Source organism: Paracoccus stylophorae, from assembly GCF_028553765.1.
GTDB classification, from domain to species: Bacteria; Pseudomonadota; Alphaproteobacteria; order Rhodobacterales; family Rhodobacteraceae; genus Paracoccus; species Paracoccus stylophorae.
This window is the reverse complement of sequence record NZ_CP067134.1, coordinates 3544481-3568099: the sequence shown is the minus strand read 5'-3', so window position 1 is coordinate 3568099 and position 23619 is coordinate 3544481. Positions and strand designations below refer to the sequence as shown.

At 66.5% G+C, this 23619-nt stretch carries 20 protein-coding genes; 15 read left to right on the top strand and 5 right to left on the bottom strand.

Annotated features, from left to right (window positions below; genetic code table 11):
• Positions 1 to 19: 19 nt before the first annotated feature.
• The 6 genes from JHW45_RS17590 to JHW45_RS17565 are packed head-to-tail and all read left to right on the top strand — an operon-like array spanning position 20 to position 6724.
• Positions 20 to 415 (top strand): Zn-ribbon domain-containing OB-fold protein, encoded by a 396-nt coding sequence (locus tag JHW45_RS17590; RefSeq protein WP_272858882.1) that lies wholly within the window; start codon positions 20 to 22, stop codon positions 413 to 415.
• A complete protein-coding gene (locus tag JHW45_RS17585) occupies positions 412 to 1566 on the top strand; it encodes a thiolase (RefSeq protein ID WP_272858881.1) in 1155 nt (384 codons plus the stop codon). Before JHW45_RS17590 ends, JHW45_RS17585 begins: the two co-directional genes overlap by 4 nt.
• A complete protein-coding gene (locus JHW45_RS17580) occupies positions 1563 to 3677 on the top strand; it encodes an acetate--CoA ligase family protein (protein ID WP_272858880.1) in 2115 nt (704 codons plus the stop codon). The genes JHW45_RS17585 and JHW45_RS17580 overlap by 4 nt, the downstream gene beginning before the upstream one ends.
• Complete coding sequence (locus JHW45_RS17575; protein ID WP_272858879.1) at positions 3667 to 4530, top strand: MaoC/PaaZ C-terminal domain-containing protein; 864 nt, start codon at positions 3667 to 3669, stop codon at positions 4528 to 4530. The genes JHW45_RS17580 and JHW45_RS17575 overlap by 11 nt, the downstream gene beginning before the upstream one ends.
• A complete protein-coding gene (locus JHW45_RS17570) occupies positions 4527 to 5288 on the top strand; it encodes an enoyl-CoA hydratase/isomerase family protein (protein WP_272858878.1) in 762 nt (253 codons plus the stop codon). The genes JHW45_RS17575 and JHW45_RS17570 overlap by 4 nt, the downstream gene beginning before the upstream one ends.
• Positions 5282 to 6724 (top strand): hypothetical protein, encoded by a 1443-nt coding sequence (locus tag JHW45_RS17565; protein WP_272858877.1) that lies wholly within the window; start codon positions 5282 to 5284, stop codon positions 6722 to 6724. The genes JHW45_RS17570 and JHW45_RS17565 overlap by 7 nt, the downstream gene beginning before the upstream one ends.
• An 8-nt stretch (positions 6725 to 6732) precedes the next feature.
• On the opposite strand, the gene JHW45_RS17560 is transcribed toward JHW45_RS17565, so the two are convergent.
• Together JHW45_RS17560 and JHW45_RS17555 are read right to left on the bottom strand one after the other, a co-directional pair.
• Positions 6733 to 7866, bottom strand: coding sequence for a CaiB/BaiF CoA transferase family protein (locus JHW45_RS17560; protein WP_272858876.1), 1134 nt, complete (start codon positions 7864 to 7866; stop codon positions 6733 to 6735).
• 117 nt (positions 7867 to 7983) lie between these two features.
• Complete coding sequence (locus tag JHW45_RS17555) at positions 7984 to 8910, bottom strand: LysR family transcriptional regulator (RefSeq protein ID WP_272858875.1); 927 nt, start codon at positions 8908 to 8910, stop codon at positions 7984 to 7986.
• Positions 8911 to 9069: 159 nt separating this feature from the next.
• Here JHW45_RS17555 and JHW45_RS17550 point away from each other — a divergent pair, with 159 nt between their 5' ends.
• From JHW45_RS17550 to JHW45_RS17510, 9 genes are all read left to right on the top strand, one after another.
• Positions 9070 to 10200 (top strand): TAXI family TRAP transporter solute-binding subunit, encoded by a 1131-nt coding sequence (locus tag JHW45_RS17550; protein ID WP_272858874.1) that lies wholly within the window; start codon positions 9070 to 9072, stop codon positions 10198 to 10200.
• A gap of 72 nt (positions 10201 to 10272) precedes the next feature.
• The gene (locus JHW45_RS17545) at positions 10273 to 12228 is read left to right on the top strand and encodes a TRAP transporter permease (RefSeq protein WP_272858873.1); all 1956 of its coding nucleotides are present in this window, start codon (positions 10273 to 10275) and stop codon (positions 12226 to 12228) included.
• A gap of 11 nt (positions 12229 to 12239) precedes the next feature.
• Entirely contained in the window at positions 12240 to 12905 is a 666-nt protein-coding gene (locus JHW45_RS17540; RefSeq protein WP_272858872.1) for a 3-oxoacid CoA-transferase subunit A, read from the top strand.
• Entirely contained in the window at positions 12902 to 13537 is a 636-nt protein-coding gene (locus JHW45_RS17535) for a 3-oxoacid CoA-transferase subunit B (protein ID WP_272858871.1), read from the top strand. The genes JHW45_RS17540 and JHW45_RS17535 overlap by 4 nt, the downstream gene beginning before the upstream one ends.
• Before the next feature lie 102 nt (positions 13538 to 13639).
• Positions 13640 to 14803: an acyl-CoA dehydrogenase family protein gene (locus JHW45_RS17530; RefSeq protein ID WP_272858870.1), complete on the top strand. Its 1164-nt coding sequence runs from the start codon at positions 13640 to 13642 to the stop codon at positions 14801 to 14803.
• A 7-nt stretch (positions 14804 to 14810) separates the two neighbouring features.
• A complete protein-coding gene (locus JHW45_RS17525) occupies positions 14811 to 14981 on the top strand; it encodes a hypothetical protein (protein WP_272858869.1) in 171 nt (56 codons plus the stop codon).
• A complete protein-coding gene (locus tag JHW45_RS17520) occupies positions 14978 to 15805 on the top strand; it encodes an HTD2 family dehydratase (RefSeq protein WP_272858868.1) in 828 nt (275 codons plus the stop codon). The genes JHW45_RS17525 and JHW45_RS17520 overlap by 4 nt, the downstream gene beginning before the upstream one ends.
• Positions 15806 to 15826: 21 nt before the next feature.
• Positions 15827 to 17554, top strand: a complete 1728-nt coding sequence (locus JHW45_RS17515; protein ID WP_272858867.1) for an acyl-CoA dehydrogenase family protein — start codon at positions 15827 to 15829, stop codon at positions 17552 to 17554.
• 134 nt (positions 17555 to 17688) lie between these two features.
• The gene (locus tag JHW45_RS17510) at positions 17689 to 19626 is read left to right on the top strand and encodes an acyl CoA:acetate/3-ketoacid CoA transferase (RefSeq protein WP_272858866.1); all 1938 of its coding nucleotides are present in this window, start codon (positions 17689 to 17691) and stop codon (positions 19624 to 19626) included.
• Between the two features lie 111 nt (positions 19627 to 19737).
• On the opposite strand, the gene JHW45_RS17505 is transcribed toward JHW45_RS17510, so the two are convergent.
• The 3 genes from JHW45_RS17505 to JHW45_RS17495 form a co-directional block, all read right to left on the bottom strand.
• On the bottom strand, positions 19738 to 20520 hold the full coding sequence (locus JHW45_RS17505; RefSeq protein WP_272858865.1) for an inositol monophosphatase family protein: 783 nt from the start codon (positions 20518 to 20520) through the stop codon (positions 19738 to 19740).
• Positions 20507 to 21880: a TldD/PmbA family protein gene (locus JHW45_RS17500; protein WP_272858864.1), complete on the bottom strand. Its 1374-nt coding sequence runs from the start codon at positions 21878 to 21880 to the stop codon at positions 20507 to 20509. The genes JHW45_RS17505 and JHW45_RS17500 overlap by 14 nt, the downstream gene beginning before the upstream one ends.
• Before the next feature lie 102 nt (positions 21881 to 21982).
• Positions 21983 to 23608 carry a DUF2125 domain-containing protein gene (locus tag JHW45_RS17495; RefSeq protein ID WP_272858863.1) on the bottom strand — a complete coding sequence of 542 codons (1626 nt, stop codon included), beginning with the start codon at positions 23606 to 23608 and terminating at the stop codon, positions 21983 to 21985.
• Positions 23609 to 23619: the final 11 nt, after the last annotated feature.

Sequence of the window (23619 nt, the reverse complement as noted above, 5' to 3'; positions counted from 1 at the left end):
AGAACAAGGGAAAGCAAGCATGACGCAGACCGAAACAGCCGCCCTCGGGCCGCAGGCCGCCTATGAAAGGCATCTGGCGGAAGGCCGGTTCATGATCCAGCGCGCGAAAAGCACGGGGGAATACGTCTTCTATCCGCGCGTCACGACGCCATCGGGGGCAACCGATCTGGACTGGGTCGAGGTCAGGGGAACCGGCATCGTCCACGCGATCACCGTGAACCGCGGGCGCAGCGGTTCTTACAACGTCGCGCTGATCGACCTGGATGAGGGCGTTCGCATGATGTCGACCCTGCCGGACGTGGAAACCGCACCGATCGGCGCCCGCGTCAGGGCGCGGATCGAGGATGCGCCGGACGGTCCGCGCGTCGTGTTCGATCTGATCGAGGATAGCCTGATCGAGGAGAGCGGGGCATGAGCGGCAGGCACTTGCGCGGCAAATCCGCGATTGTCGGCATGGCGACCGCAGGCATGGGCGAGGCCCCCGGATTTTCAGCGATGGAGCTTCTGGGCCAGGCCGCCGTGTCCGCCGTCGCCGATGCCGGGCTGGCGTTGCAGGATATCGACGCGGTCTTCGCCGCCACCAGCGGTCACGCCTTTCCGACGATGAGCGTGGTCGAATATCTGGGGCTGAGGCCGCGGTTTTTCGACGGCACCAATGTCGGCGGCTCCAGCTTCGAGATGCACCTGCTGCAGGCGACGATGGCGCTGGAGGCCGGGCTGTGTGATGCCGCGCTGATCTGCTATGGCTCGAACCAGCGGACGGCGGGCGGCAAGCTGGTCTCCATGAGCGAGCCGCAATGGCACGAGACGCCCTATCATCCGCGTCATCCGATTACCGCCTATGCGCTGGCCGCCAGCCGGCACATGGCGCAGTTCGGCACCACCCGCGAACAGCTGGCCGATGTGGCGCTGGCGGCGCGCGGATGGGCGAACCTGAACCCCCAGGCCTTCGCGCGCGGTCCGTTGACCAGGGACGAGGTGCTGTCGGCACGCATGATCTCGGACCCGCTGACCAAGGCGGATTGCTGTCTGGTCACCGATGGCGCGGCGGCCGTCGTTCTGACCCGCGCCGACCGGGCCAGGGACCTGCACGAAAAGCCGGTCTATTTTCTGGGCGCGGGGGTGGCGAATTACCACCGCTCCATCGTCGAGATGCCGGATCTGACCACCACCGCCGCCGTGGACAGCGGCAGGCGCGCGTTTGCGATGGCCGGGGTCGATCGCGCGGATCTGGATCTGACGATGCTGTATGACGCATTCACCATCAACACGATCCTGTTCCTTGAGGATCTGGGCTTCTGCCCCAAGGGCGAGGGCGGGCGTTTCGTCGAGGATGGCCGCATCGCACCCGGAGGAGAACTGGCCGTGAACACCAATGGCGGCGGCTTGTCCTGCGTGCATCCGGGCATGTACGGGCTGTTCCTGATCGCCGAGGCCGTCGCGCAGATTCGCGGCCAGACCGGCAAGCGGCAGGTTCAGGACTGCAATCTGGCGCTGTGCCACGGCAATGGCGGCACGCTGTCCAGCCAATGCACGGCGATCCTTGGGTCCGGGGCGGTGTTGTGACCGGAATTGCGCATATCGACGGGCTGGTCGCGCCGCGCTCGGTCGCGGTGATCGGCGCATCCGAGGATGTCACGCGGATCGGCGGCAGACCCATCGCCGCGATGCTGCGCGCGGGGTATACGGGCCGAATCCTGCCGGTGAACCCGAAACGCGACAGCGTGCAGGGTCTGCCATGCTTTGCAACGGTGGACGATCTGCCTCAGGCCCCCGACGCCGCGCTGATCGCCGTGCCTGCCCTGATGGTTCCCGAAACCATCGCCGCCTTGGGGCGCAAGGGCTGCAAGGCCGTGACCCTGTTCTCGGCCGGATTTGCCGAAACCGGTATTGCGGGCGAAACCGCGCAGAAGGAACTGACCGCCTTGGCGCGGTCTCATGGAATCCGGCTGCTGGGGCCGAACACGCTTGGCGTCTATAACGTCGATATCGGCTATTACGGCACGTTCTCATCCTCGCTGGACACCAGCCATCCGCGTCCGGGCAATATCGGTATCGCCAGCCAGTCGGGCGCGTTCGGCGCGCATCTGGGGGCGCTGGCGCGGGACCGGGGACTGGGCTGTTCGGTGCTGATCACGACCGGAAACGAGGCCGATATCACCGTGGCCGATGCGATCCGCTGGATGGTCGAAAGCGACGGCACCGATGTCATCTGCGCCTATATGGAGGCGGTGAACGACGCGCCCGCGCTGCTGGCGGCGCTGGATGCGGCGCGGGCGGCGGGCAAGCCGGTGCTGGCGCTGAAATCCGGACGCTCGGCCGTGGGTGCGCGGGCGGCGGCGTCGCACACGGCCTCGCTGACGGGCGATGCGGTGGTGGCCGATGCGGTGCTTGCCGATCACGGCGCGATCATCCTGCGCGACCCTGAAACGATGATGGATATCGCTTATGCGGCCTCGAAAAGAATCATGCCGACGCGGCATTCCTTGGGCGTGATCACGGTCAGCGGCGGCGCGGGCATCGTCATCAGCGACGAGGCCGAAAGGATCGGCCTGCCCATGCCGCCGATGCCGGCGGCGGCGCAGGCACGGCTGAAACAGGTGCTGCCCTATGCCTCTCCGGTCAATCCGCTGGATTGCACGGCGCAGGCGCTGAACGATCCGTCGCTGCTGGAAACCTTCACCCGCGCCGCGCTGGAGGATGGCGGGTATGGTGCGGTGCTGTGTTTCCTGACCTATGTCGCGGGCAGCCCGTCCATGTCGGACGTGATCCTGCAGGCGATGACGCCGCTGCGAAAGGCTTATCCCGACCGGATCATCGCCTTTTGCGCCCTGGGCCAGCCCGACGTGCTGCGCCGCTATGACGACGCGGGTATCCTGGTGTTCAACGATCCCTGCCGCGCGGCACGTGCGCTGGATGCCGTTCTGCGGATCGGCGCCGGTGGCGCGCGGCCCGACAGGCCCGCGCCGCAGGTGCGGCCGGTCGCCTTGCCCGACAGCACCCCGGATGAGGCCGGGGCCAAGTCGATCCTGGCGGAGGCGGGGATTCCCGCCGCGCCCGAACGGTCGGTGCAGGACGCCGAGGCTGCCGTGCGCGCAGCCGAGGATTTCGGCTATCCCGTTGTGCTGAAGATCCTGTCGCCGGACATCCTGCACAAATCGGATATCGGCGCGGTCAGGCTGGATATCTGTGATGCAAAGGGCGTCCGCGCCGCCTATGCCGCGATCATGGATGCCGCCGCGACCCATGCGCCGCAGGCCGCCATTCGCGGCGTTCTTGTGGCGAAGCAATTGTCCGGCGGGGTCGAATGCCTGATGGGCATCAACCGCGATCCGACCTTCGGGCCGATCGCGGTGTTTGGGCTGGGCGGGATCTATGTCGAGCTGATGAACGACGTCGCCCTGCACGCCTGTCCATTCGATCCCGACACGGCACGGCAGATGATCCTGTCGATCCGTGGTGCAGCCCTTTTGCAGGGCGCGCGCGGCCAGCCGCCTGCCGACATCGCGGCGCTGGCGCAGATGCTGTCGCGGCTGTCGGCCTTTGCCGCCGGTGCAGGACCCCGGCTGAGATCGATCGACCTGAACCCGGTGCTGGCATTGCCGGACGGGCAGGGCGCCTTTGCCCTGGACGCCGTCATCGACTTGGAAGAGGGGAAGCCGGACGATGGCGATTGATCCCCATCACCTGCTGAACTTCGACATCCCGGCGGTCCGGCAAAGCTATGGTCCGGGCGATGTGGCGCGGTACGGGCTGTCCATCGGGCTGGGGCAGGACCCGATGGATATGCGGCAGTTGCCCTATGTCGGCGGGCTGGCCGACGATGTCCGGGCGATGCCGGCCATCGTCAACGTGCTGGGCCATCCCGGTTTCTGGCTCAGCGACCCCTCGACCGGCGTCGATGCGCTGAAGGTCGTGCATGGCGAACAGGGCATGACCATCCACGCCCCGATCCCGGTCGCGGCCACGGTGATCGCCAAGACCCGCGTCACCGGGCTGATCGACAAGGGCGCGGGGCGGGGGGCGCTGCTGTATTCCGAAAAGACCGTCAGGGACGAGGACAGCGGAACGCATCTGGCGACCTGTCGCGGCACCACCTTCCTGCGCGGCGATGGCGGCTTCGGCGGCCCCACAGGCCCGGTCAAGACCCCCCATCCGCTGCCAGCGACGCCGCCGGATCACGTGTTCGACACGCCCACCCGGCCCGAACAGGCGCTGCATTACCGCTGGAACGGCGATCCCAACCCGCTGCACCTGGACCCGCGCGTGGCGGCCAGTGCGGGGTTTGACCGTCCGATCCTGCATGGTCTGTGCAGCTTTGGCTGCGCGGCGCATGCGGTGCTGGCGGTGCTGTGCGATTACGACGCGGACCGCTTCGGCTCGATGGATGGACGTTTTACCGCGCATGTGTTTCCGGGTGAAACCCTGCGGACCGAAATCTGGGCCGATGGCTCATTCCGGACCCGCGCGGTGGAACGCGACAAGATCGTCATCGGGAACGGGGTGTTCCGGCACCGGGAGGCGGGATGAGTATCAGGACGGAATCCAAGGGCGATGGCCTGCTGGTCATCACGCTGAACGAACCCGATCGCCGCAATCCCGTCGGTCATTCGGTGCGGACGGCACTGGTTCACGCGCTGTCCAGGGCAGAGGCCGACGACGGGGTGCGGGCGGTCGTGCTGACGGGCGCGGGCGGGCATTTTTCGGCCGGCGGCGACATTCGCGATCAGGGCCAGCGCAGCCTGTCGCAGCATCGCGAGCGTTTTGCCACGATCAAGGATCTGGTCGGGCGCATGACCGGTTTTTCCAAACCCCTGGCCGCCGCCGTCGAAGGCTGGGCGGCGGGCGGCGGTTTCGCGCTGGCGCTGGCCTGTCCGACGGTCGTGGCCGCGCGCGACGCGCGTTTCGTGACCAGTTTCACGAAGATCGGGCTGATCCCCGATATGGGTCTGCTGGCCACCTTGCCCGCCCGCATCGGCCCGTCGCGGGCGCGCCGGATCATGCTGAGCAACCGTCCTGTCGACGCCGACGAGGCGTTGACATTGGGCATCGCGGATGAATTGGCCGATCCCGGCGATGCCGTCCGTCTGGCGGGCGCGCTGGCGCTGGAGGAGGCCGCAGGCGCACCCTTGCCCCGGCAACTGATCACCGACTGGTTCGCCCGCGATATTGCCGCCGCGCTGGATTACGAACAGCAGCATCAGCCGAACCTGCTGAACAGCAGCGACGCGGCCGAAGGGCGCGCGGCCTTTCGCGAAAAAAGGACGCCGCGGTTCACCGGATGCTGACGGCAAGGGGCCAGCGGGGCGTTGGCGACGATTTGGTGACGCCGCTTCGGCGGGCGCTGATGTCGTTCGTGATGCTGGCGGCGGTCGCGCTGATCTTTGTCCAGCCCGTCTGGCTGGTCCTGTCGGCGTCTGCCGCGCTGGCGCTGTTTCTTGCGCTGTGCTGGCGGCAGTTCAGCGTCGGCACCTGGGTGCCGGTGATCCTGTCGCTGGCGGGGCTTGCGCTGGCCCTGCATCGCGGGGTGCCGGCGACGGTGCTGACAGAGGCCGCCGAACGGATGCTGTTTCTGGCCGCGCTGATCGCGATGCTGGGCACGCTGCGATCCGCTGCTTCCCTGGCCCCCGAGGTCGGCCGCGCCGGCGTGTTCCTGACCGGCCAACCTGCCTCGCGCCGCTATCTGGCGCTGAATTTCGGCGGCCATCTGTTCGGCGTGCTGATCAATTTCGGCGGCCTCGCGCTGCTTCTGGATCTGGCCTCCCGCTCGATGACGTCCGAGGCCACGGCCAAGCTGCCGCCCGAGGCGCAAGAGGCCAAGCTGAGGCGCATGACGATGGCGATCCTGCGCGGCTTTGGCATGATCTCGCTGTGGTCGCCCTTCGGCTTTGCGACCAATGCGATCCTGATCACGCTGCCCGGCATTTCCTATGTCCAGTTCGGCCCGATCGGCTTTGCTATGTCGTTCGTCTTCGTCGCCATCGGCTGGGCGTTCGACCGGTGGCAGGGGCGGCGCTTTCGCCAGATGGGTCTGCCGCGCCCCAGCCCGCCTGCAAACGCGTGGATCGGCGCGGCAATCCTGGTCGGGCATGTCGTGACGTTGGGCGCGGTGGTGTTTCTGCTGCACGGCATCTCGACGCTTGGCTTTCAGCAGGCGCTGATCATCGCCGTGCCGGTATATTCGGTGATCTGGGCAGCGGTATCGACGCGCGCTCAACCGGCAGGTCCGGCGGCGGGCATGGCCCAGGTAGCCCGCGCGACATGGCGGCGGCTGTCGGGCATGGGGGCCGAGGTCGGGGTCTTCGCCTCGGCAGGTTTTCTGCCGGTCATCCTGCTGGCGCTGATCCCGGTCGATGATCTGCGCGCGGCGGTGGCCATGCTGGGTCTTGGCGCGGTGACGATGGCCTTGGGGCTGGCGGTGTCCATCGTGCTTCTGGCCATGCTGGGGGTGAACCCGATCGTGTCGGCGTCGGTCCTGGGGGCCATTGCCGTCCAGCTTGCGGTGCCCGGCCTCAGCGAGACCGCCATCGCGCTGGCGATCACCGGGGGCTGGACGACCGTAATCGGACTGTCGCCCTTCATGACGACGATCATCATCTGCGCGGCCATCATCGACCGCCCCGTCGGATTGGTGGGACCGGTCTGGAACGGACCCTATTGCCTGACCATCCTGGCCGTCTGGTCCGTGCTTTTATCGTCGCTGATGATCTCGGGCGCGATCTGAGGGCGCGCTCAGCCGCCGCTGAACTCGGCACGGATCGTCGCCCCATGCTGATCCAGCGCGGGCATCTGCGCCGCGCCAAGATAGCGGCTGCCATCGAACCGCGCGGCCGAAGCCGGCACCAAGACCTGCCCGCCGTCCGGCGTGCCGATCTGGGACAGGGCCAGATGCGGATGCGCGATCAGACCGTCCATGTCGTTGACGCCGGCGAAGGCGATCCCCGCCGCCTGCAACATGTCCGCCATCGCGGATTTGCTGTGCCGACCGACCGCCGCCGCGACCCTGGCGTCAACGGCGGTACGGTTGTCGACGCGCTCATTGCTGGTCGCAAAGCCGGGTCGCGTGGCCAGATCGGGCTGATCCAGCACTTTCGCCGCGAAAGCGGCCCATTCGCGGTCGTTCTGGATCGAGATCAGCAGATCCTGCCCGTCTGCCGTCGTGAACACCCCATAGGGCGAGATCGAGGGGTGGGCGAGCCCGATCCGCCTGGGGCTGTTGCCGTTTTTCGCGTGCAGGAACGGCACGGCCAGCCAGTCGGCGATCACGTCGAACATCGAGATCCGGATATCGGTGCCGCGCCCGCTGGTCCCGCGTCCGATCAGCGCCTCCAGAATGGCGGCGTGGGCGGCTGCCCCGGTGGCGATATCGACGACGGAAATGCCCACTCGCGCCGGCGCCTCGGGTCCGCCGGTGATACTGGAAAGCCCGCTTTCGGCCTGGATCAGCAGATCATACGCCTTGCGATCCGCATAGGGGCCGGTTTCGCCATAGCCGCTGATCGAACATGCGATCAGGCGGGGGTTGCGCGCGCGCAGCGTTTCCGGGCCAAGACCCTTGCGATCCAGCGCGCCGGGCTTGAGGTTCTGGACGAACACATCCGCCTTGTCGGCCATCGACAACAGCAGGTCGCGATCCGCGCCTGTGTTCAAATCCAGCGCGATGGATTCCTTGCCGCGGTTCAGCCAGACGAAATAGCTGCTTTCGCCCTCTGCGGCCCGGTCGTAGAAGCGGGCAAAATCGCCTTCGGGACGTTCGATCTTGATCACGCGCGCGCCCGCATCGGCCAGTCGCGCGGTGCAGTAGGGCGCCGCCACCGCCTGTTCCACCGACATCACCAGCAGCCCTGCCAAGGGACGATTGTCCATGTCGTTTCCTTCTTCGCTTTGGCCCGACCGTGCCGGACGGGTGAAGCGTAGAAGAGGACGGGATATGCCAAAAAGGCTATTTCGTGCTTTCAGAAATGCCGGCGCGGCATGACCTTGTCATAACGTCGTTCCCGGCCATTGCCCCGAACTTACCAGCCGGTGCACTTCGCCGGTCAGGAACTCGGCGAAGCCGCTGGTCAGGCGGGAATCGGGGCGGTTCAGCGGCGTCATCAGGACCAGGGTCCGGTCGATGGTGGGCCGCACGATGGGGCGGGCGATCAGGCGGCCTGCGCGGACATGGTTGATGACGGTGACCAGCGGCAGGATCGTGCTGCCCAGCCCGCGTTCGACAAAGGCCAGCATGGTGGGCAGGATGTCGATTTCCAGCACCACGTTCAGGTCGATCCGCCGCTCGTGGGCGATGCCGTCGATACGCGCCCGCAGCCCGTGTTCCGGATTGGGCAGGATCAGGCGGTCCTGCAATGCGTCCTGCGCGCCGATGGGCACGCCTTCATCTACGTCTTTTCCGTCTGGCGGCTGGATCAGGAACAATTGTTCGATGATGATCGGTTGCGCGGCCACCGATGCCGATTTCTGTCCGGCATAGGCGACAGCAAGGTCGATCTTGCCGCGCAGCAGCCAGTCCTGGACATGGCCGCTGAACCCCGACACAATCCGCAGCTTTACATCGGGAAACATCTGCATCGTGCGTTCGATCATGTGGGTGGCAAGGATCTCGGCCACGGTGGGCGGCAGTCCCAGTGTGACCGTGCCGGACAGCGTCTTGCTGTTCCCCGATACGTCGGCGGCCAGATCCTTGACGTCTTCCAGGATCGTCTTGGCCCGCCTTGCAAGCCGGATACCCTCTTCCGTCGGCATGACGCCGCGCCCGTGCCGCCGCAGCAACGGGACGCTCAGCTCCTCTTCCAGTGCCTTGACCTGCCGGCTCAGCGCCGGCTGGGCGATGTTCAGATGCTCGGCCGCGGCGGTGATGCTGCTCAACTCGACGATCTGGATGAAATTACGCAGCTGCCGAAGATCCATTCATTCCCCGCCGGTATCGCTGTTATATCTATAATGCATTTGCAACATGGCTGTCACTCTTTCACCTTGAAACCGACAGGGTCGCCTGACGATGCGGCGCCATATCAAAGCCGACGCCAAGTCGGCCCGCCTGCACCCTGTCACCCAAGGGAGGACACCATGAAAAACAGACTGTATCCGGGGGTCGCGATTGCTGCCCTGACCGCCATGACCGCGCTGCCTGCCGTGTCGCAGGACCTGCCGGACACGATGGTCTGGACATCCTATGACGTCGGATCGGCGGGCTATGCCGAGGCATCGGCCATCGCCGACGCCTTCGGCAAGGAGTTCGGCACCAGGGTCCGCATCCAGCCCTCGGGCAGCGGCATCGGACGGCTGCAACCGCTGCTGACCGGTCGCGCCGATTACGGGTTCCTGGCGACCGAGGCATTCTTCGTGTCCGAGGGCGCCTATGACTTTGCCATCAAGGACTGGGGGCCCCAGCAACTGCGCGCCGTGGCGGGTCGGCCTGCCGGCATCACGCTGATCGCGGCGGGCGACGCCGGCATCGAGACGGTGGCCGACGCCAAGGGCAAGCGTATCGCATTCGTCGCCGGCAACCCCTCGGTCAACGTGAAATGCGAAGCGATCCTGGCGTTCGGCGATCTGACGCTGGACGATGTGGAGATCGTCACCTTTCCCACCTATGCCGCGGCCATGTCGTCGATGACGCGCAACGAATCCGACGCCACCTGCACGACACCCACCACCAGCCAGTTATACGAGCTTGCGGAAAGTCCGCGCGGCATCTTTTACGCGCCGCTTGAAGCCGACAACGAAGACGGGTGGAACAAGCTTTTGAACGTGCTGCCGATCATGGGACCCTCGGACGAGGATATCGCGGCGGGCCTGCCGGAAGGCGAAATCGCCAAGATGGCCGCCTATCGCTATCCGGTGATCACCACGACGCCCGACAAGTCCGCCGACGATGTCTATGCGTTCATCAAGGCGCTGGACGAAAGCTATGACCTCTACAAGGACGGCACCGCCACGATGAAGCGCTGGTCGCTGGATCTGTCGGGCAAACCCGCCATCGACGTCCCCTTTCACGAGGGTGCCATCCGCTATCTGAAGGAAAAGGGCATCTGGACGGACGAAGACGATGCCTGGAACCAGAAACGGACTGAGCGGCTGGACGCGCTGGTCGCCGCCTGGGAAGAGTTCGCGCCCCAGAATGCCGATCTGTCCGAAGAGGAGTTCGCCCAGGCCTGGATGGACCGCCGCGCCGAGGTGGTCGCCGGACTGAACTGAGCGCCGCTGGCGGCACGACTCCCCGGCACCTCGCGCGCCGGGGAGGGTGATTTCCCGGATCAGGACGAGATCATGGTTTCCGAAAACGAGACAGCCGATGACCCGTCCGCGCGGCGCGTGGCGCCCGAGGCGGTGACACAGCCCGGCCAGATCAGGCTGCGCTGGCTGGTGATGCTGCTGGGGGCCATCGGCGTCGTGATGGCCGTCAACCAGCAATTCCTGCTGAACCTGTTCGGGTTTCAGCCGCTTGGGAACGCCTATCTCTATTATCTGATCGGGATCTTTCTTGCGGTCGCGTTCGTGACGCTGCCGATCAGCAAGTCGACCGACGGACGGTTGTTGTGGCTGAACCTGATCCTTGGTGCGGCGGCGATCGTCAGCGCGGGTTGGCTGGGGATGCACGGGCTGGAGATCATCCAGCGCGGCTGGGAATACGACGCGCCGCTGACCGCCGACATCATGGCGACGATCCTGATCGTCCTGGTTCTTGAGGGGGTGCGACGCGCCGGCGGCTCGGTCCTGCTGTTCACGGCGCTGCTGTTCGGTACGTTTCCGCTTTACGCCGATCACATGCCGGGCTTTCTGTGGGGCACGCAGTATTCGCCCATCGGAACGATCCGCGCGCATGTCCTGGGCGTGGAATCGATCATCGGCATCCCGATGCAGGTCGTGGCCGAACTGGTCATCGGCTTCGTGATCTTCGGGTCGGTTCTTGTCATCACCAAGGGCAGCGATTTCTTCATGGAACTGGCCTCGGCGTTGCTGGGCCACACGCGCGGCGGGCCGGCCAAGGTCGCGGTCATGGGTTCGGGCATCCTGGGGTCGCTGTCGGGCAGCGTGATTTCCAACATCCTGACCTCGGCGCCGTTTTCGATTCCGACGATGCGCAAGGTCGGCTATCCGGCCAGCTATGCGGCGGCCATCGAGGCCTGCGCCTCGACCGGGGCCACGCTGATGCCGCCGGTCATGGGCACCGTGGCCTTCGTCATGGCGTCTTTCCTGGGCGTCCAGTATTCGACCATCGTCGTCGCCGCGGTCATTCCCGCGCTGCTGTTCTATGTCGCGCTGCTGTTTCAGGTCGATATGTATGCGGCGCGGGTCGGGCTGAAGGGGCTGCCGCGCGAGGATATTCCGCCGCTTTGGCCGGTGCTGAAATCGGGGTGGCCCTATCTGCTGAGCCTCGCGGTGCTGATCTTCGTGCTGATGGGACTGCGGATGGAGGCGCGTTCGCCCTATTACGCCTCGGCGGTGATGCTGATCGCCACCGCGTTCCGCAAGGACACCCGCCTGACCCTGGCGCGCGCCAAACAGCTGCTGCTGGACATCTCGACGAACATCGCCAGCCTCGTTGCGGTGCTGGCGGGCATCGGGCTGGTGGTGGGCGGGCTGTCCTATACCGGCGTGGCCGGGGCGTTTTCGCGAGAATTGCTGCTGTATGCGGGCGGCAACACGGCGCTGATGCTGATCGCGGGGGCAGTGACCAGCTTCGTCCTTGGCATGGGAATGACGGTCACGGCCTGCTATATCTTCCTGTCGATCCTGCTGGCCCCGGCGCTGGTGCAGGCGGGGCTGAACCCGATCGCCAGCCATCTGTTCATTCTTTACTGGGGCATGCTGTCCTATATCACGCCCCCGGTCGCGCTGGCCGCGATCACCGCCGCGAATGTCGCCGGATCAAAGCCGATCGAGACCGGTTTTCGGGCCATGCGACTGGGGATGCCGCTGTTCGTGCTGCCGTTCATCTTCGTTTACGATCCGGCGCTGATCATGGAAGGCAGTTTCGTCAATATCGTCGAACGGATCGGCCTGACGCTGGTGGCGATCTGGGCGATCACAGCGGCGTTCGAAAGCTGGATCTACAAGGTGGGCCGGATCGGGATCGTCAGCCGCATCGCCTTTGCCGCCGGCGGCATCCTGATCATATTTCCCGAATTGATGACCAGCCTGATCGGTGCCGGCGCCTTGGTGGCGGTCATCATCATCAACCTGGCCATCGGTCGTCGTCGCAGCCACGACGCCGCAGCCTGAAGGAGACGCAGATGGACAAGAGGCTGGCAGATCTGGCAAGCGCGGTCGCGCCGATCACCGATGGCGCGTCGGTGATGATCGGCGGGTTCGGATCGTCGGGCATTCCATTCGGCCTGATCGACGCGCTGCTGGAACAGGGCGCGACGGCTCTGACGATCATCTCGAACAATGCCGGCGCGGGCGAGACGGGAATCGCCAAGCTGCTGAAGGCGGGACGGGTTGCGAAAGTGATCTGTTCCTATCCGCGCTCGCCCGGCTCGATCTGGTTCGAGCGGCGCTATGAAGCGGGCGAAATCGCGCTGGAGGTGGTGCCGCAGGGCACCATGGCGGAACGTATTCGCGCCGCAGGGGCGGGGCTTGGCGGATTTCTGACGCCGACGGCCTATGGCACGCTGCTGGCCGAGGGCAAGGAAACGCGCATGATCGACGGGCGCGGCTATGTTCTCGAGTCGCCGTTGCACGCGGATTTCGCCCTGCTGCGCGCCGAACGGGGCGACCGATGGGGCAATCTCAGCTTTCATGCCACGGCCCGCAACTTCAACCCGGTGATGGCTGCCGCTGCGCGCCATTCCATCGTCGAGGTCCGGCACATGTCGGCAGAGCCGCTGAACCCCGAACATGTGGTGACGCCGGGCATCTTCATTCAAAGCGTGGTGGAATACGGGGTGCGCCCATGAAAACCCTGAGCGACAGCGAACTGGCCGCGCGCGTGGCGCGCGACATTCCCGACGGCTCTTACGTCAATCTGGGCATCGGCAAGCCCACCCATGTCTCGGCCCATGTCCCCGAGGGGCGCGAGGTGATCTATCATTCCGAAAACGGGATCCTGGGCATCGGACCGACGCCCGCGCCCGGCACCGAGGATGTCGAACTGATCGACGCCAGCAAACGCTATGTCACCGCCGCACCCGGTGCGGCCTATTTCGAACATGCCGACAGCTTTGCGATGATGCGGGGCGGGCATATCGATATCGCGGTTCTGGGCGCCTATCAGGTGGCCGAAAACGGCGATCTGGCCAATTGGGCGACGCTGGACGAAAAATTTCCGCCCGCAGTTGGCGGCGCCATGGATCTTGTCGTCGGCGTGCCGAAGATTCTGGTGATGATGCGGCATGTCGACCGCGACGGCGGCCCGAAGATCCTGAAACGCTGCACCTATCCCTTGACGGGTCTGGGTGTCGTCAGCCGGGTCTATACCGATCTGGCCGTGCTGGATGTGACGCCGGACGGGTTTCGCCTGGTCGAACTGGCACCGGGAAACACCCTGCAAGAGGTGCAGGCCGTGACCGAAGCCACAATCCTGACCTGAGGAAGCACGCCCACGATGCCGCGACCCCCGGATCGTGGGAAATCCGCCGATGCGGACGCGATGCAGGAAAAACGGCCCTTGAGCCGACAAAAGGAGAAGCCGGTGAAAACCAGCGCACCCGAAGACCACGACGATCTGCGCGACGCCCTGCGCGCGCTTTGCGCCGAATTTCCGCCCGAATATCACCGTCAGCACGGTGCCGATCAGACCTATCCCGAGGATTTCATCAACGCGCTGACCCGCGCCGGCTGGCTGGCCGCGATGATCCCCGAACGGTTCGGCGGTTCGGGGCTGGGGCTGACCGAAGCCTCGATCGTGATGGAGGAAATCAACCGCGCAGGCGGCAATGCCGGACATTGCCACGGCCAGATGTATAATATGGGCACATTGCTGCGGCATGGTTCGGATGAGCAGAAGCGGAAATACCTGCCCCGGATCGCCAGCGGCGAATTGCGCCTGCAATCCATGGCCGTGACCGAACCCACGACGGGCACCGATACGACCAGGCTGAAAACCACGGCGGTCAGGAAGGGCGACCGCTACGCGATCAACGGCCAGAAGGTCTGGATCAGCCGGATCCAGCATTCGGACCTGATGATCCTGCTGGCGCGGACCACGCCCCTGGCCGAGGTCAAACGCAAATCCGACGGGCTGTCGATCTTTCTGGTGGAACTGGATCAGGTGATCGGCAAGGGGATGGAGGTGAAACCCATCCCCAACATGGTTGGCCATGAGACGAACGAGCTGTTTTTCGACGACATGGACATCCCGGCCGAGGCGCTGATCGGGGAAGAGGGCAAGGGCTTTCGCTATATCCTTGACGGCCTGAACGCCGAACGCACGCTGATCGCGGCAGAATGCATCGGCGACGGCTACTGGTTCATCGACAAGGCCACCGGCTATGCCAGGGATCGCGAGGTTTTCGGCCGGCCCATCGGCCAGAACCAGGGGATCCAGTTTCCGCTGGCCCGCGCCTTTGCCCATCTTGAGGCGGCAAACCTGATGCGGTTCGAGGCCTGCCGCCGTTTCGACGCGCATCAGCCTGCCGGCGCACAGGCGAACATGGCCAAGATGCTTGCCGCCGATGCCTCGTGGGAGGCGGCGAACGCCGCCATGCAGACCTTTGGCGGCTTCGGCTTTGCGCAGGAATACGATGTCGAACGCAAGTTCCGCGAGACGCGGCTGTATCAGGTGGCACCGATCTCGACCAATCTGATCCTGTCCTATGTGGCCGAACATATCCTTGGCCTGCCCCGCAGTTTCTAGGTTCGCGATGAAAACCGCCCGCCCGCCGAATTCCGATGCCCGCTTTCCGTTCTTCATCGCGGCGGATCGCCCCGACCGGGTGATGCAGGTTCTGCGTCGGCCCGAGCGTGGCGCGATGTCGGTGAACGGCGAGATTGCGAAGGCGCGGCGTCTGCGACGACAGCGGGTGCTGGCATGATGACGCTGGACGATCTGGACCTCGGCCATCTGATGGGCTGGGTCGGTCGCACCGAGACGGCGCGGGATATCGTCACGCCGGGGCTGATCGACCGTTTCCGCGCCACTTTCGGGCAGTGGCTTTTCGACACCGGCCCCGACGCGCCGCTGGGGCTGCACTGGTGTCTTGCGCCCCCGGCCGTGCCGCGCGATCAGCTTGGTCCCGACGGCCATCCGGCTCGCGGCGGTTTTCTGCCGCCGGTGCCGTTCGAAAACCGCATGTGGGCCGGCGGCGCGGTCCGCTTTCACGCGCCGCTGGCGGCAGGCGATGCGGTGACGCGCAGATCGCGCATCGCCGCGATCGTACCCAAACAGGGCAGCAGCGGCCCGTTGGTCTTCGTCTCGGTCGAACACGGCATTCACGTCGGCGATCAGGCGCGGATCGAGGAACGGCAGGACATTGTCTATCGGCCCGCGCAGTCCCTGTCGCGGTCGCCGGCGTTGATGCAGCAGACCGACAATCCGGCGGCTTTTGTCGGCGATCCGGTCACGCTGTTCCGCTATTCGGCGCTGACCTTCAACGGGCATCGGATCCATTACGACCATCCCTATGTCACGGAAGAAGAAGGTTATTCCGGGCTGGTGGTCCATGGTCCGTTGCAGGCGACGCTGCTGATGAACGCGGCCGCCGTCCATGCCGGCACCCCGGCAATCAGCTTCGATTATCGCGGCGTCTCGCCCCTGATCGCGGGACAGCCGGTGCTGATCCGGCAACGCGATGGCCGCGTCTGGCTGGAAAAACCCGATCGGACGATCACCTTCCACGGTCGCTTTGACACGCTGTGACGGAAGAAAGAGAACATATCCATGACCCAGGCCATCCACCAGAACGTGCCGGACAGCCGCGGCATGAACGCGTTTCGCGCCGATCCGGCCTTCGATGCGCTTCTGTCGCTGTATCTGCCCCAGGATCTGCGCCCGGTCCTGCAACCGCAGCTTGACCGGATGGGGGCGCTGGTCGGGGACCGGCTGGAACAGCTGGCGCTGCGCGCCGACAAGAACCCGCCGACGCTGTCGCTGCGCGACCGGACCGGTGCGCCGGCCGAGCGGATCGAAAAGCACCCCGCCTACGAAGAGCTGGAGCGCGTGGCCTTCGGCGAGTTCGGGCTGGCCGCCATGTCCCATCGCGGCGGGGTGTTCGGGGTGCCGGACCGGCTGCATCCGATGGCCAAATACGCGCTGGTCTATCTGTTCGTGCAGGCGGAATTCGGGTTGTGCTGCCCGCTCAGCATGACCGATTCGCTGACCCGGACGCTGCGGAAATTCGGCTCGGACGATCTGAAGGCGCGGTATTTGCAGCAATTGACCAGTCAGGACATGGACAGCCTGTTCCAGGGCGCGATGTTCATGACCGAACAGGCCGCCGGGTCCGATGTCGGCGCCATCGAGACCGTCGCGCGACAGCAGAACGGCGAATGGCGGCTTTATGGCGACAAATGGTTCTGTTCCAATCCCGATGCGGCGCTGGCCATGGTCCTGGCACGGCCCGAGGGCGGCGGCGCGGGCACAGGCGGGCTGTCGCTGTTCCTGCTGCCGCGGCATCTGCACGACGGCAGCCAGAACAGCTATCGGATCCTGCGCCTGAAGGACAAGATGGGCACCAAGTCCATGGCGTCGGGCGAAATCGTGCTGGAAGGGGCGGTGGCCTATCTGGTCGGCCAGCCGGGGCAGGGTTTCAAGCAGATGACCGACATGATCAACATGTCGCGGCTGGCCAACGGCGTGCGCAGTGCCGGGTTGATGCGCCGCTCGGTCGCCGAGGCGTTGTTCATCGCCCGTCACCGGACCGCGTTCGGCAAGCTTCTGATCGACATGCCGCTGATGCGCAGGCAGCTTGCCAAGATGCTGGTTCCGGCCGAACAGGGCCGCAGCATGGTGTTTCACACGGCGCGGGTTCTGGATGCGGCCGATCGCGGCGATGATGCGATGGCGCGGGTGCTGCGCATCCTGACGCCGCTGGTCAAGTTCCGAACCTGCCGCGATGCGCGCAAGGTGGCCGGCGACGCGATGGAGGTGCGCGGCGGCTGCGGCTATATCGAGGAATGGTCCGACGCGCGCGTGCTGCGCGACGCGCACCTGGGCTCGATCTGGGAAGGGACCAGCAACATCGTGGCGCTGGATGTGGCGCGCGCCGCCCGGCGTGAAAACGCGCTGGAGGCGCTGAACGACTATCTGCGGCATTGCCTGACACAGGTTGCGCCCGATCTGGCGACGCCCATCGCAGCCGCGCTGGATCGCGCCGTTTCGCTGATGCAGGTCGCGGCCAAGGCCGATCATGTGGCGGAAACCCGTCGCGCGGCGTCGGCGCTGTATCACGTCGCTTCGGCCGTGTTTCTGGGCTGGGAATCGGCCGGGCTGGGGCAGGTCGATGCGGCGGTGGCGCAGGATCGCGCAAGGCTGGCGCGGATGGTGCTGGATCATCGGCTGCACGCGCAGGACCCGCTTGCGCCGGCGCAGGCGGAACCCGACTGGCTGGCCGATTTGCTGATCCGTGCCGGGCGCGACACCGACAAGCAGCCGGCATCGGCGGCATAAGCCTTTCGGCCATTGCCGCAAGCGTCGCGGGTTTTTTGCCGGCTGCGCCGGTCGCCGTTCGTGATCGCGCCTGCAATCTTGGCCAGCGCCGCCATTGCCGCTATGGTTTTGGAAACGAGGGGCCAGGATCAGTCATGCCGAACAAGATTGTCTCTGCGGGCGACGCGGTCGCGCTGATCATGACCGGGGACACGGTCACGACCTCGGGGTTCGTCGGTGCCGGCGTTCCCGACGGGTTGCTGAAGGCCTTGGCGGATCATTTCGAACGGACCGGAGAGCCGCGCGATCTGACGCTGCTGTTTGCGGCCGGGCAGGGCGACGGCAAGGGTCGCGGGCTTGACCGGCTTGCGGCGCCGGGCCTTGTGCGCCGGGTGATCGGCGGGCATTGGGGCCTGATCCCGCAGCTTGGGGTCAGGGCGCTTGGCGGCGAGATCGAGGGGTGGAACCTGCCGCAGGGTGTGATCTCGCATCTCTATCGCGACATTGCCGCGGGCAAGCCCGGCACGATCAGCCATGTCGGGCTTGAGACATTTGTCGATCCGCGCCTTGGCGGCGGGCGGATCAGCGCGGCGGCACGCGAAGATCTGGTCCAGCTGGTGACCATCGGCGGTGTCGAGCGGCTGTTCTACAAGGCGATGCCGATCCAGGTGGCGCTGCTGCGCGGGTCGACCGCCGACGAACGCGGCAACATCACCATGGAACGCGAGGCGCTGATCCTCGACAACCTGTCACAGGCCATGGCGGCGCGCAATTCCGGCGGTGTGGTGATCGTTCAGGTGGACCACGTCGTTGCCGCCAACACCCTGCCGTCGCGCGAGGTGGTCATTCCGGCCGCTCTGGTGGACGCCGTGGTCATCGCGCCGCCCGAACTGCATCCGCAGACCTATGCGACGCCCTACAACCGCTATTACACCGGGCGATACCGCGCGCCGACCGAAGGCGCGCCGCCGCTGCCGCTGACGGACCGCAAGATCATCGCCCGCCGCGCCGCGTTCGAGTTGCCGGTGGGGGGCGTGGTCAATCTGGGCATCGGCATGCCCGAAGGCGTGGCCGCAGTCGCCGCCGAAGAGGGGCTGCTTGACCACGTGACCCTGACCGCCGAGCCGGGGGTGATCGGCGGACAGCCTGCCTCGGGCCTCGATTTCGGGGCGGCGGTCAACACCGATGCGCTGATCGCCCAGAACCAGCAATTCGATTTTTATGACGGCGGCGGGCTTGATCTTGCCTGTCTGGGGATGGCCGAGGTTGACGGGGCCGGAAACGTCAATGTCAGCCGCTTCGGGCCGCGCCTTGCCGGGGCCGGCGGCTTTATCAATATCAGCCAGAATGCGCGTCATCTGGTGTTCACCGGAACCTTCACGGCGGGCGGGCTGAAGGTGGGGATCGGCGACGGCAGGCTTGAGATCCTGACCGAGGGTCGGGCCCGTAAGTTCGGCGCCGATGTCGAACAGGTCACTTTTTCCGGCGACCGGGCGCGCCGGTTGGGGCAGCCGGTTCTTTTTGTCACCGAACGCTGCGTGTTCCGGCTGGAACCGGATGGATTGCGCCTGTCCGAGGTTGCGCCCGGCATCGACGTCGAACGCGATGTCCTGTCGCTGATGGGGTTCGCGCCGCTTGTGGGCGATGTCGCCCGGATGGATGCGCGCATCTTCAGCGACCGGCCGATGGGTCTTCGCGACGATCTGCTGACCATCGGGATGGAGCGTCGGATTGCCTGGGACGCGGCGAAAGAGATCCTGTTCGTGAACCTGGCGCGGCTGTCGATCCGCACCGTCGCCGACGTGGAATCGGTGCGCGACCGCGTGAACGAGGTGGTCGAACCGTTGAACCGCAAGGTCGATGTCGTGGTGAACTATGACCATACCCGCATTGACGAGGCGGTCGAACGCACCTGGTCAGAGATGGTCAACGACCTCGAAAACCGGCTTTACGCGCATGTCACCCGCTATGCCCATTCGGCCTTCCTGCGGCGCAAGCTGGGCCGGACGCTGGAAAGCCGCCACGGCCCGACCATCCACGAGAGCGAGCGCGCCGCAACCGCCGCCTTGGGGCGGCGCGATCCGGGGTCCTGACGCCCCGCCTGATCTGACGCGCGGCGCGGGACAGTCGGCATCGAACGGCGAGGACATGACAGGCACGGCCGCATGTGCCGACATCCGCAATCGCTTCGCCGGGCGCAAAGCCTAGCTGCGCAGCGCGGCCTGCAATTCGCCGTGCAGGCGCGGGCCGGCGACGATCAGCCCGTCGACCATGGCGCGCGGGCTGTTGAACCGCATCCGCTGGCCGCGCCGGTCGGTGACGGCCGCGCCTGCGCGTTCCGCGATCAGGCTGCCCGCCGCGATGTCCCATTCCCACGCCGCGCGCAGCGACAGCGCCGCGTCGAACTTTCCCTCGGCCGCCAAGCACAGCCGCCAAGCCAGCGAGGTCCGGAACTCGCGCCGGAAGCCCGGCGGCGTGTTCCCGCGCCAGTGCCTTGGTTCGGCTGCGGCGCGATAGGTCAGCACGCGCGCGTCGCGGATCGGATGATCGCTTGGCGCGATGGGCGCGCCGTTCAGCAGCGCCGGGCCGTCCGCGAACGCGGTGTAGAACAGATCGCTGACCGGCAGATAGACCACCGCGGCCACGATCCGGTCTCCGCGCGCCACCGCCAGCGAATGCGAGAACCCCTGCTGTCCGGCGATGAAGGCGCGGGTGCCGTCGATCGGATCGACGATAAAGCAGTTCTGCGCGTCCAGCCGGGCCGGGTCGGCCTCGCTTTCCTCGGACAGCCAGCCGTAATCGGGGCGCGCGCCGACCAGAATGGAATGCAATTCCTCGTTGACGGCCAGATCCGCCTCGCTGACCGGACCGGCATCGTCGGGCTTTTCCCAGCTTTTCGGGTCCTGCCGCCAGAATTCCAGCGCGATGCGCCCGGCGGCGCGGGCGGCCTGTTCCAGCAGGGCCAGATCGTCCTCAGGCGCCGGCAACCGTCATCCCTCCGACCAGCAGGCTGGGCACCTCGGCCGCGCGCCAGGGCAGCGCGTCGTCGGCGGCGCGCATGTTGCGCAGCATGTCGCGCAGATTGCCGGCGATGGTGCATTCGTTGACCGGATAGGCGATCCGGCCGTTCTGCACCCAGAACCCGGCCGCGCCGCGCGAATAATCGCCGGTCGTGCCGTTGATCGACGCGCCCAGCATCGACGTCACCACCAGCCCGGTGTCCATATCGGCCAGCAGATCGTCGTAATGCGCCGGTCCCGGCGTCAGGATCACGTTGCTGTTGGTGGGCGAGGGGGCCGAGGCCAGGCCGCGCGCCGCCGAGGCGGTGCTGTCCATGCCCAGCTTGCGCCCGGTCGCCAGATCCAGCGTCCAGCCCTGCAACACCCCGTCCGCCACGATCTTGCGGCGCGCGGTCGCAAGCCCCTCGGCATCGAAGGGGCGCGACGAGGGATAGCGCGGGCGCAGCGGGTCCTCGATCAGGTTCATGCCGTCCGGCAGGACCGGCTCGCCCAGGGCGCGGCGCAGCCAGCTTGCGCCCCGCGCCACGGCGCTGCCGTTCACCGCCGCCAGCAGATGCCCGATCAGCGAGGAGGACACCCGCCGGTCGTACAGGATCGGAAAGGCGCCGGTCGGCGGCTTGCGCGATCCGGCCCGCGCCAGCGTCCGTTCGGCGGCCAGCCGCCCGATTTCCTCGGGCTGGGGCAGGTCTTCGGCCCAGGCGCGGGCCTCGGCGGCATAGTCCCGCTCCATCCCCAGGCCCTCGCCGGTGATCGCCACCGCCGACACGACATGGGTGCTGCGCCCGTATCCGCCCGAAAACCCGTTCGAGGCCGCCAGCCACAGATGCCGGCGGCTGAAGCTGGCATTCGCGCTTTCGACCTGGCTGATGCCCGGCTGCTCTCGCGCCGCTTCCTCGGCCCGCAGCGCCAGATCCTGCAGCGTTTCGGGCGCGGGGTCGGGGCGGTCGTCGGCGATCTGCAATCCGCCCGCATCGCGCGACACCGCCAGCCGGTCGGGATCGGCCAGACCCAGATGATCGTCCACCGGCGCCTCGCGCGCCATCGCCACCGCCCTTGCGGCCATTTCCGCGATGCTGTCGTCGCTGTGATCGGACGCCGAGACGCACGCCTGCCGACCGCCGATCAGCACCCGCAGCCCGATCTCGATCCCTTCGGCGCGGTCGGCCTGTTCCAGCGCGCCGTTGCGCACGTCGATGCTGATCGACTGACCGCCCGTCGCCAGCGCGTCGGCCTGTTCGGCACCCGCCTTGCGCGCGGCAGCGACCAGCGATTCGGCCAGCGTCTGCAACCGCGCGGGATGTTCTGTCGAAATCCGATGACCGCTCATGCCGTCCTCTTGCTTGCTGGTGTCCTTGTCACGCGCGATGCGCCGGGGCGCAAACGGCAAGGGCCGGACGTCTGTCCGGCCCCGGTCCTGCCGCAGCCGGCGTCATTTCACCTGCTGGCCGTTGGCCAGGATCGAGCCATCCGGCCTGAACTCCAACTCGCTGACCAGCGTCGCGGGATCGTCCTCGGACGGACGGGCGAACATGGCCAGCATCATCCGCGCGCCCATCATCTGTTCCTGCGGCACCACGCCCATCGCCACCAGCGTATCCAGCAGCGTGTTCACGCCCTGAAAGCTGCCCTGCACCGTGCCGACCGGCTGATCGGCGTCCTGCGGCAGGGTCAGATCGCCGGTGACATCGACCGTCGCGCCCACCGCCTGCAACGTCAGCTGGTTGATCGTGATCGTCTCGGGGCGGAAGGGCATCGGCGGCATTGCGGGGTCGCCGGACGTCTCGTCCTGCTGTCCGCTGCCGTCCCCCTCCGCATCCTCGGCCTCGCCATCGGCTTGCGCGGCGCGGTCCATCCGTTCGGCCATCGCCGGGTCCAGCAGATCCTCGGCCACGGTGGCGGTGCCCTCAAGATCGACGGTCAGGCTGGCGGGGTCGCGCGGCAGCTGGCCTTCGGGGTCGAACAGGTCCCAGATGCCATCGGCCAGCGTCAGCCCGGCCAGCGCATAGCTGAGGGTGAAGGGCTGCGGCCCGTCGGCTTTCGAGACCGGAAAGCTCAGCCCGCCGGTCGCGCTGTCGACGGCATAGCTGATCGGAAAGGGCAGGTCGGCCAGGTTCATCTCGGCCATGCTGCCCTTGGCGCTGCCGCGATAGGTCAGCGCATCGCGGGACAGCGCCATCGTCAGCTTGCTGCTTTCGTTGGAGAAGCTGGCATTGCCCGAGGTTTCCGCGCCATCGGCATCGGTACTGGAAAACTCGGCGCTGCCGGTCATCGGCCCCATCGCGAAGCTGCCGTCGATGACCAGCCCGGCGTTCAGCGCGCCATGAAGGTTTTCGGTCATGTCGAACGGGCCATCGGGCGCGACCATGCTGCCGGTGATGGTCAGCCCGTCCACGATCGTGTGGGCGGTGACGGAACCGGTCTCGCCGCTGTCTTCATCGGGAGAGATATCCTTCAGGTCCAGCTTCAGGTCCAGATCGGCCGCCGTCATGTCGTAGGTCGAGCGCGCGCCGGCCCCGTCCACGCTGCGATAGCTGCCGGCGACATCGGTCATCCGCACCTGCACCGGCATGTCGCCGGTCGCGCCGTCTGTCCCGTCGGCGGTCTGCCCGCCGTTGAACCGCGCCGACAGCAGAAGTTCCGGATAGACGACCTGGTGCAGGATGTCGCCGGGGCTGCCGGCCGAGATCATCTCGTTCTGCGGGATCGCGATCACGATATGCGCGGTCGCGTCGTCCTGTTCGGGCATCTGCGAGGTCATGTCGGCGGTAATCTCGCCCTCGATCACGGTCCGCACCTTCTGGTCGCCGGTCTGTTGCAGGACCATGGAAGGGACCGTGATGCTGACATCGCTGCTGTCCGTATCGGCCGAGATTTCCACGTCCGACAGGGTCAGCGTATCGCCCGCCTCGTCGCGGCTGCCGGTCGTCACCTGATAGCCCATGTCGGTGTAATATTTGCTGATATTGTCCCAGACCTGCGCCGGGGTCACGTCGGCAAGGACGGGCGATGCTGCGGCGATCAGGGCCGCGGCCGAGGTTGCAACTGTGCGGAACATGCCGGATACCT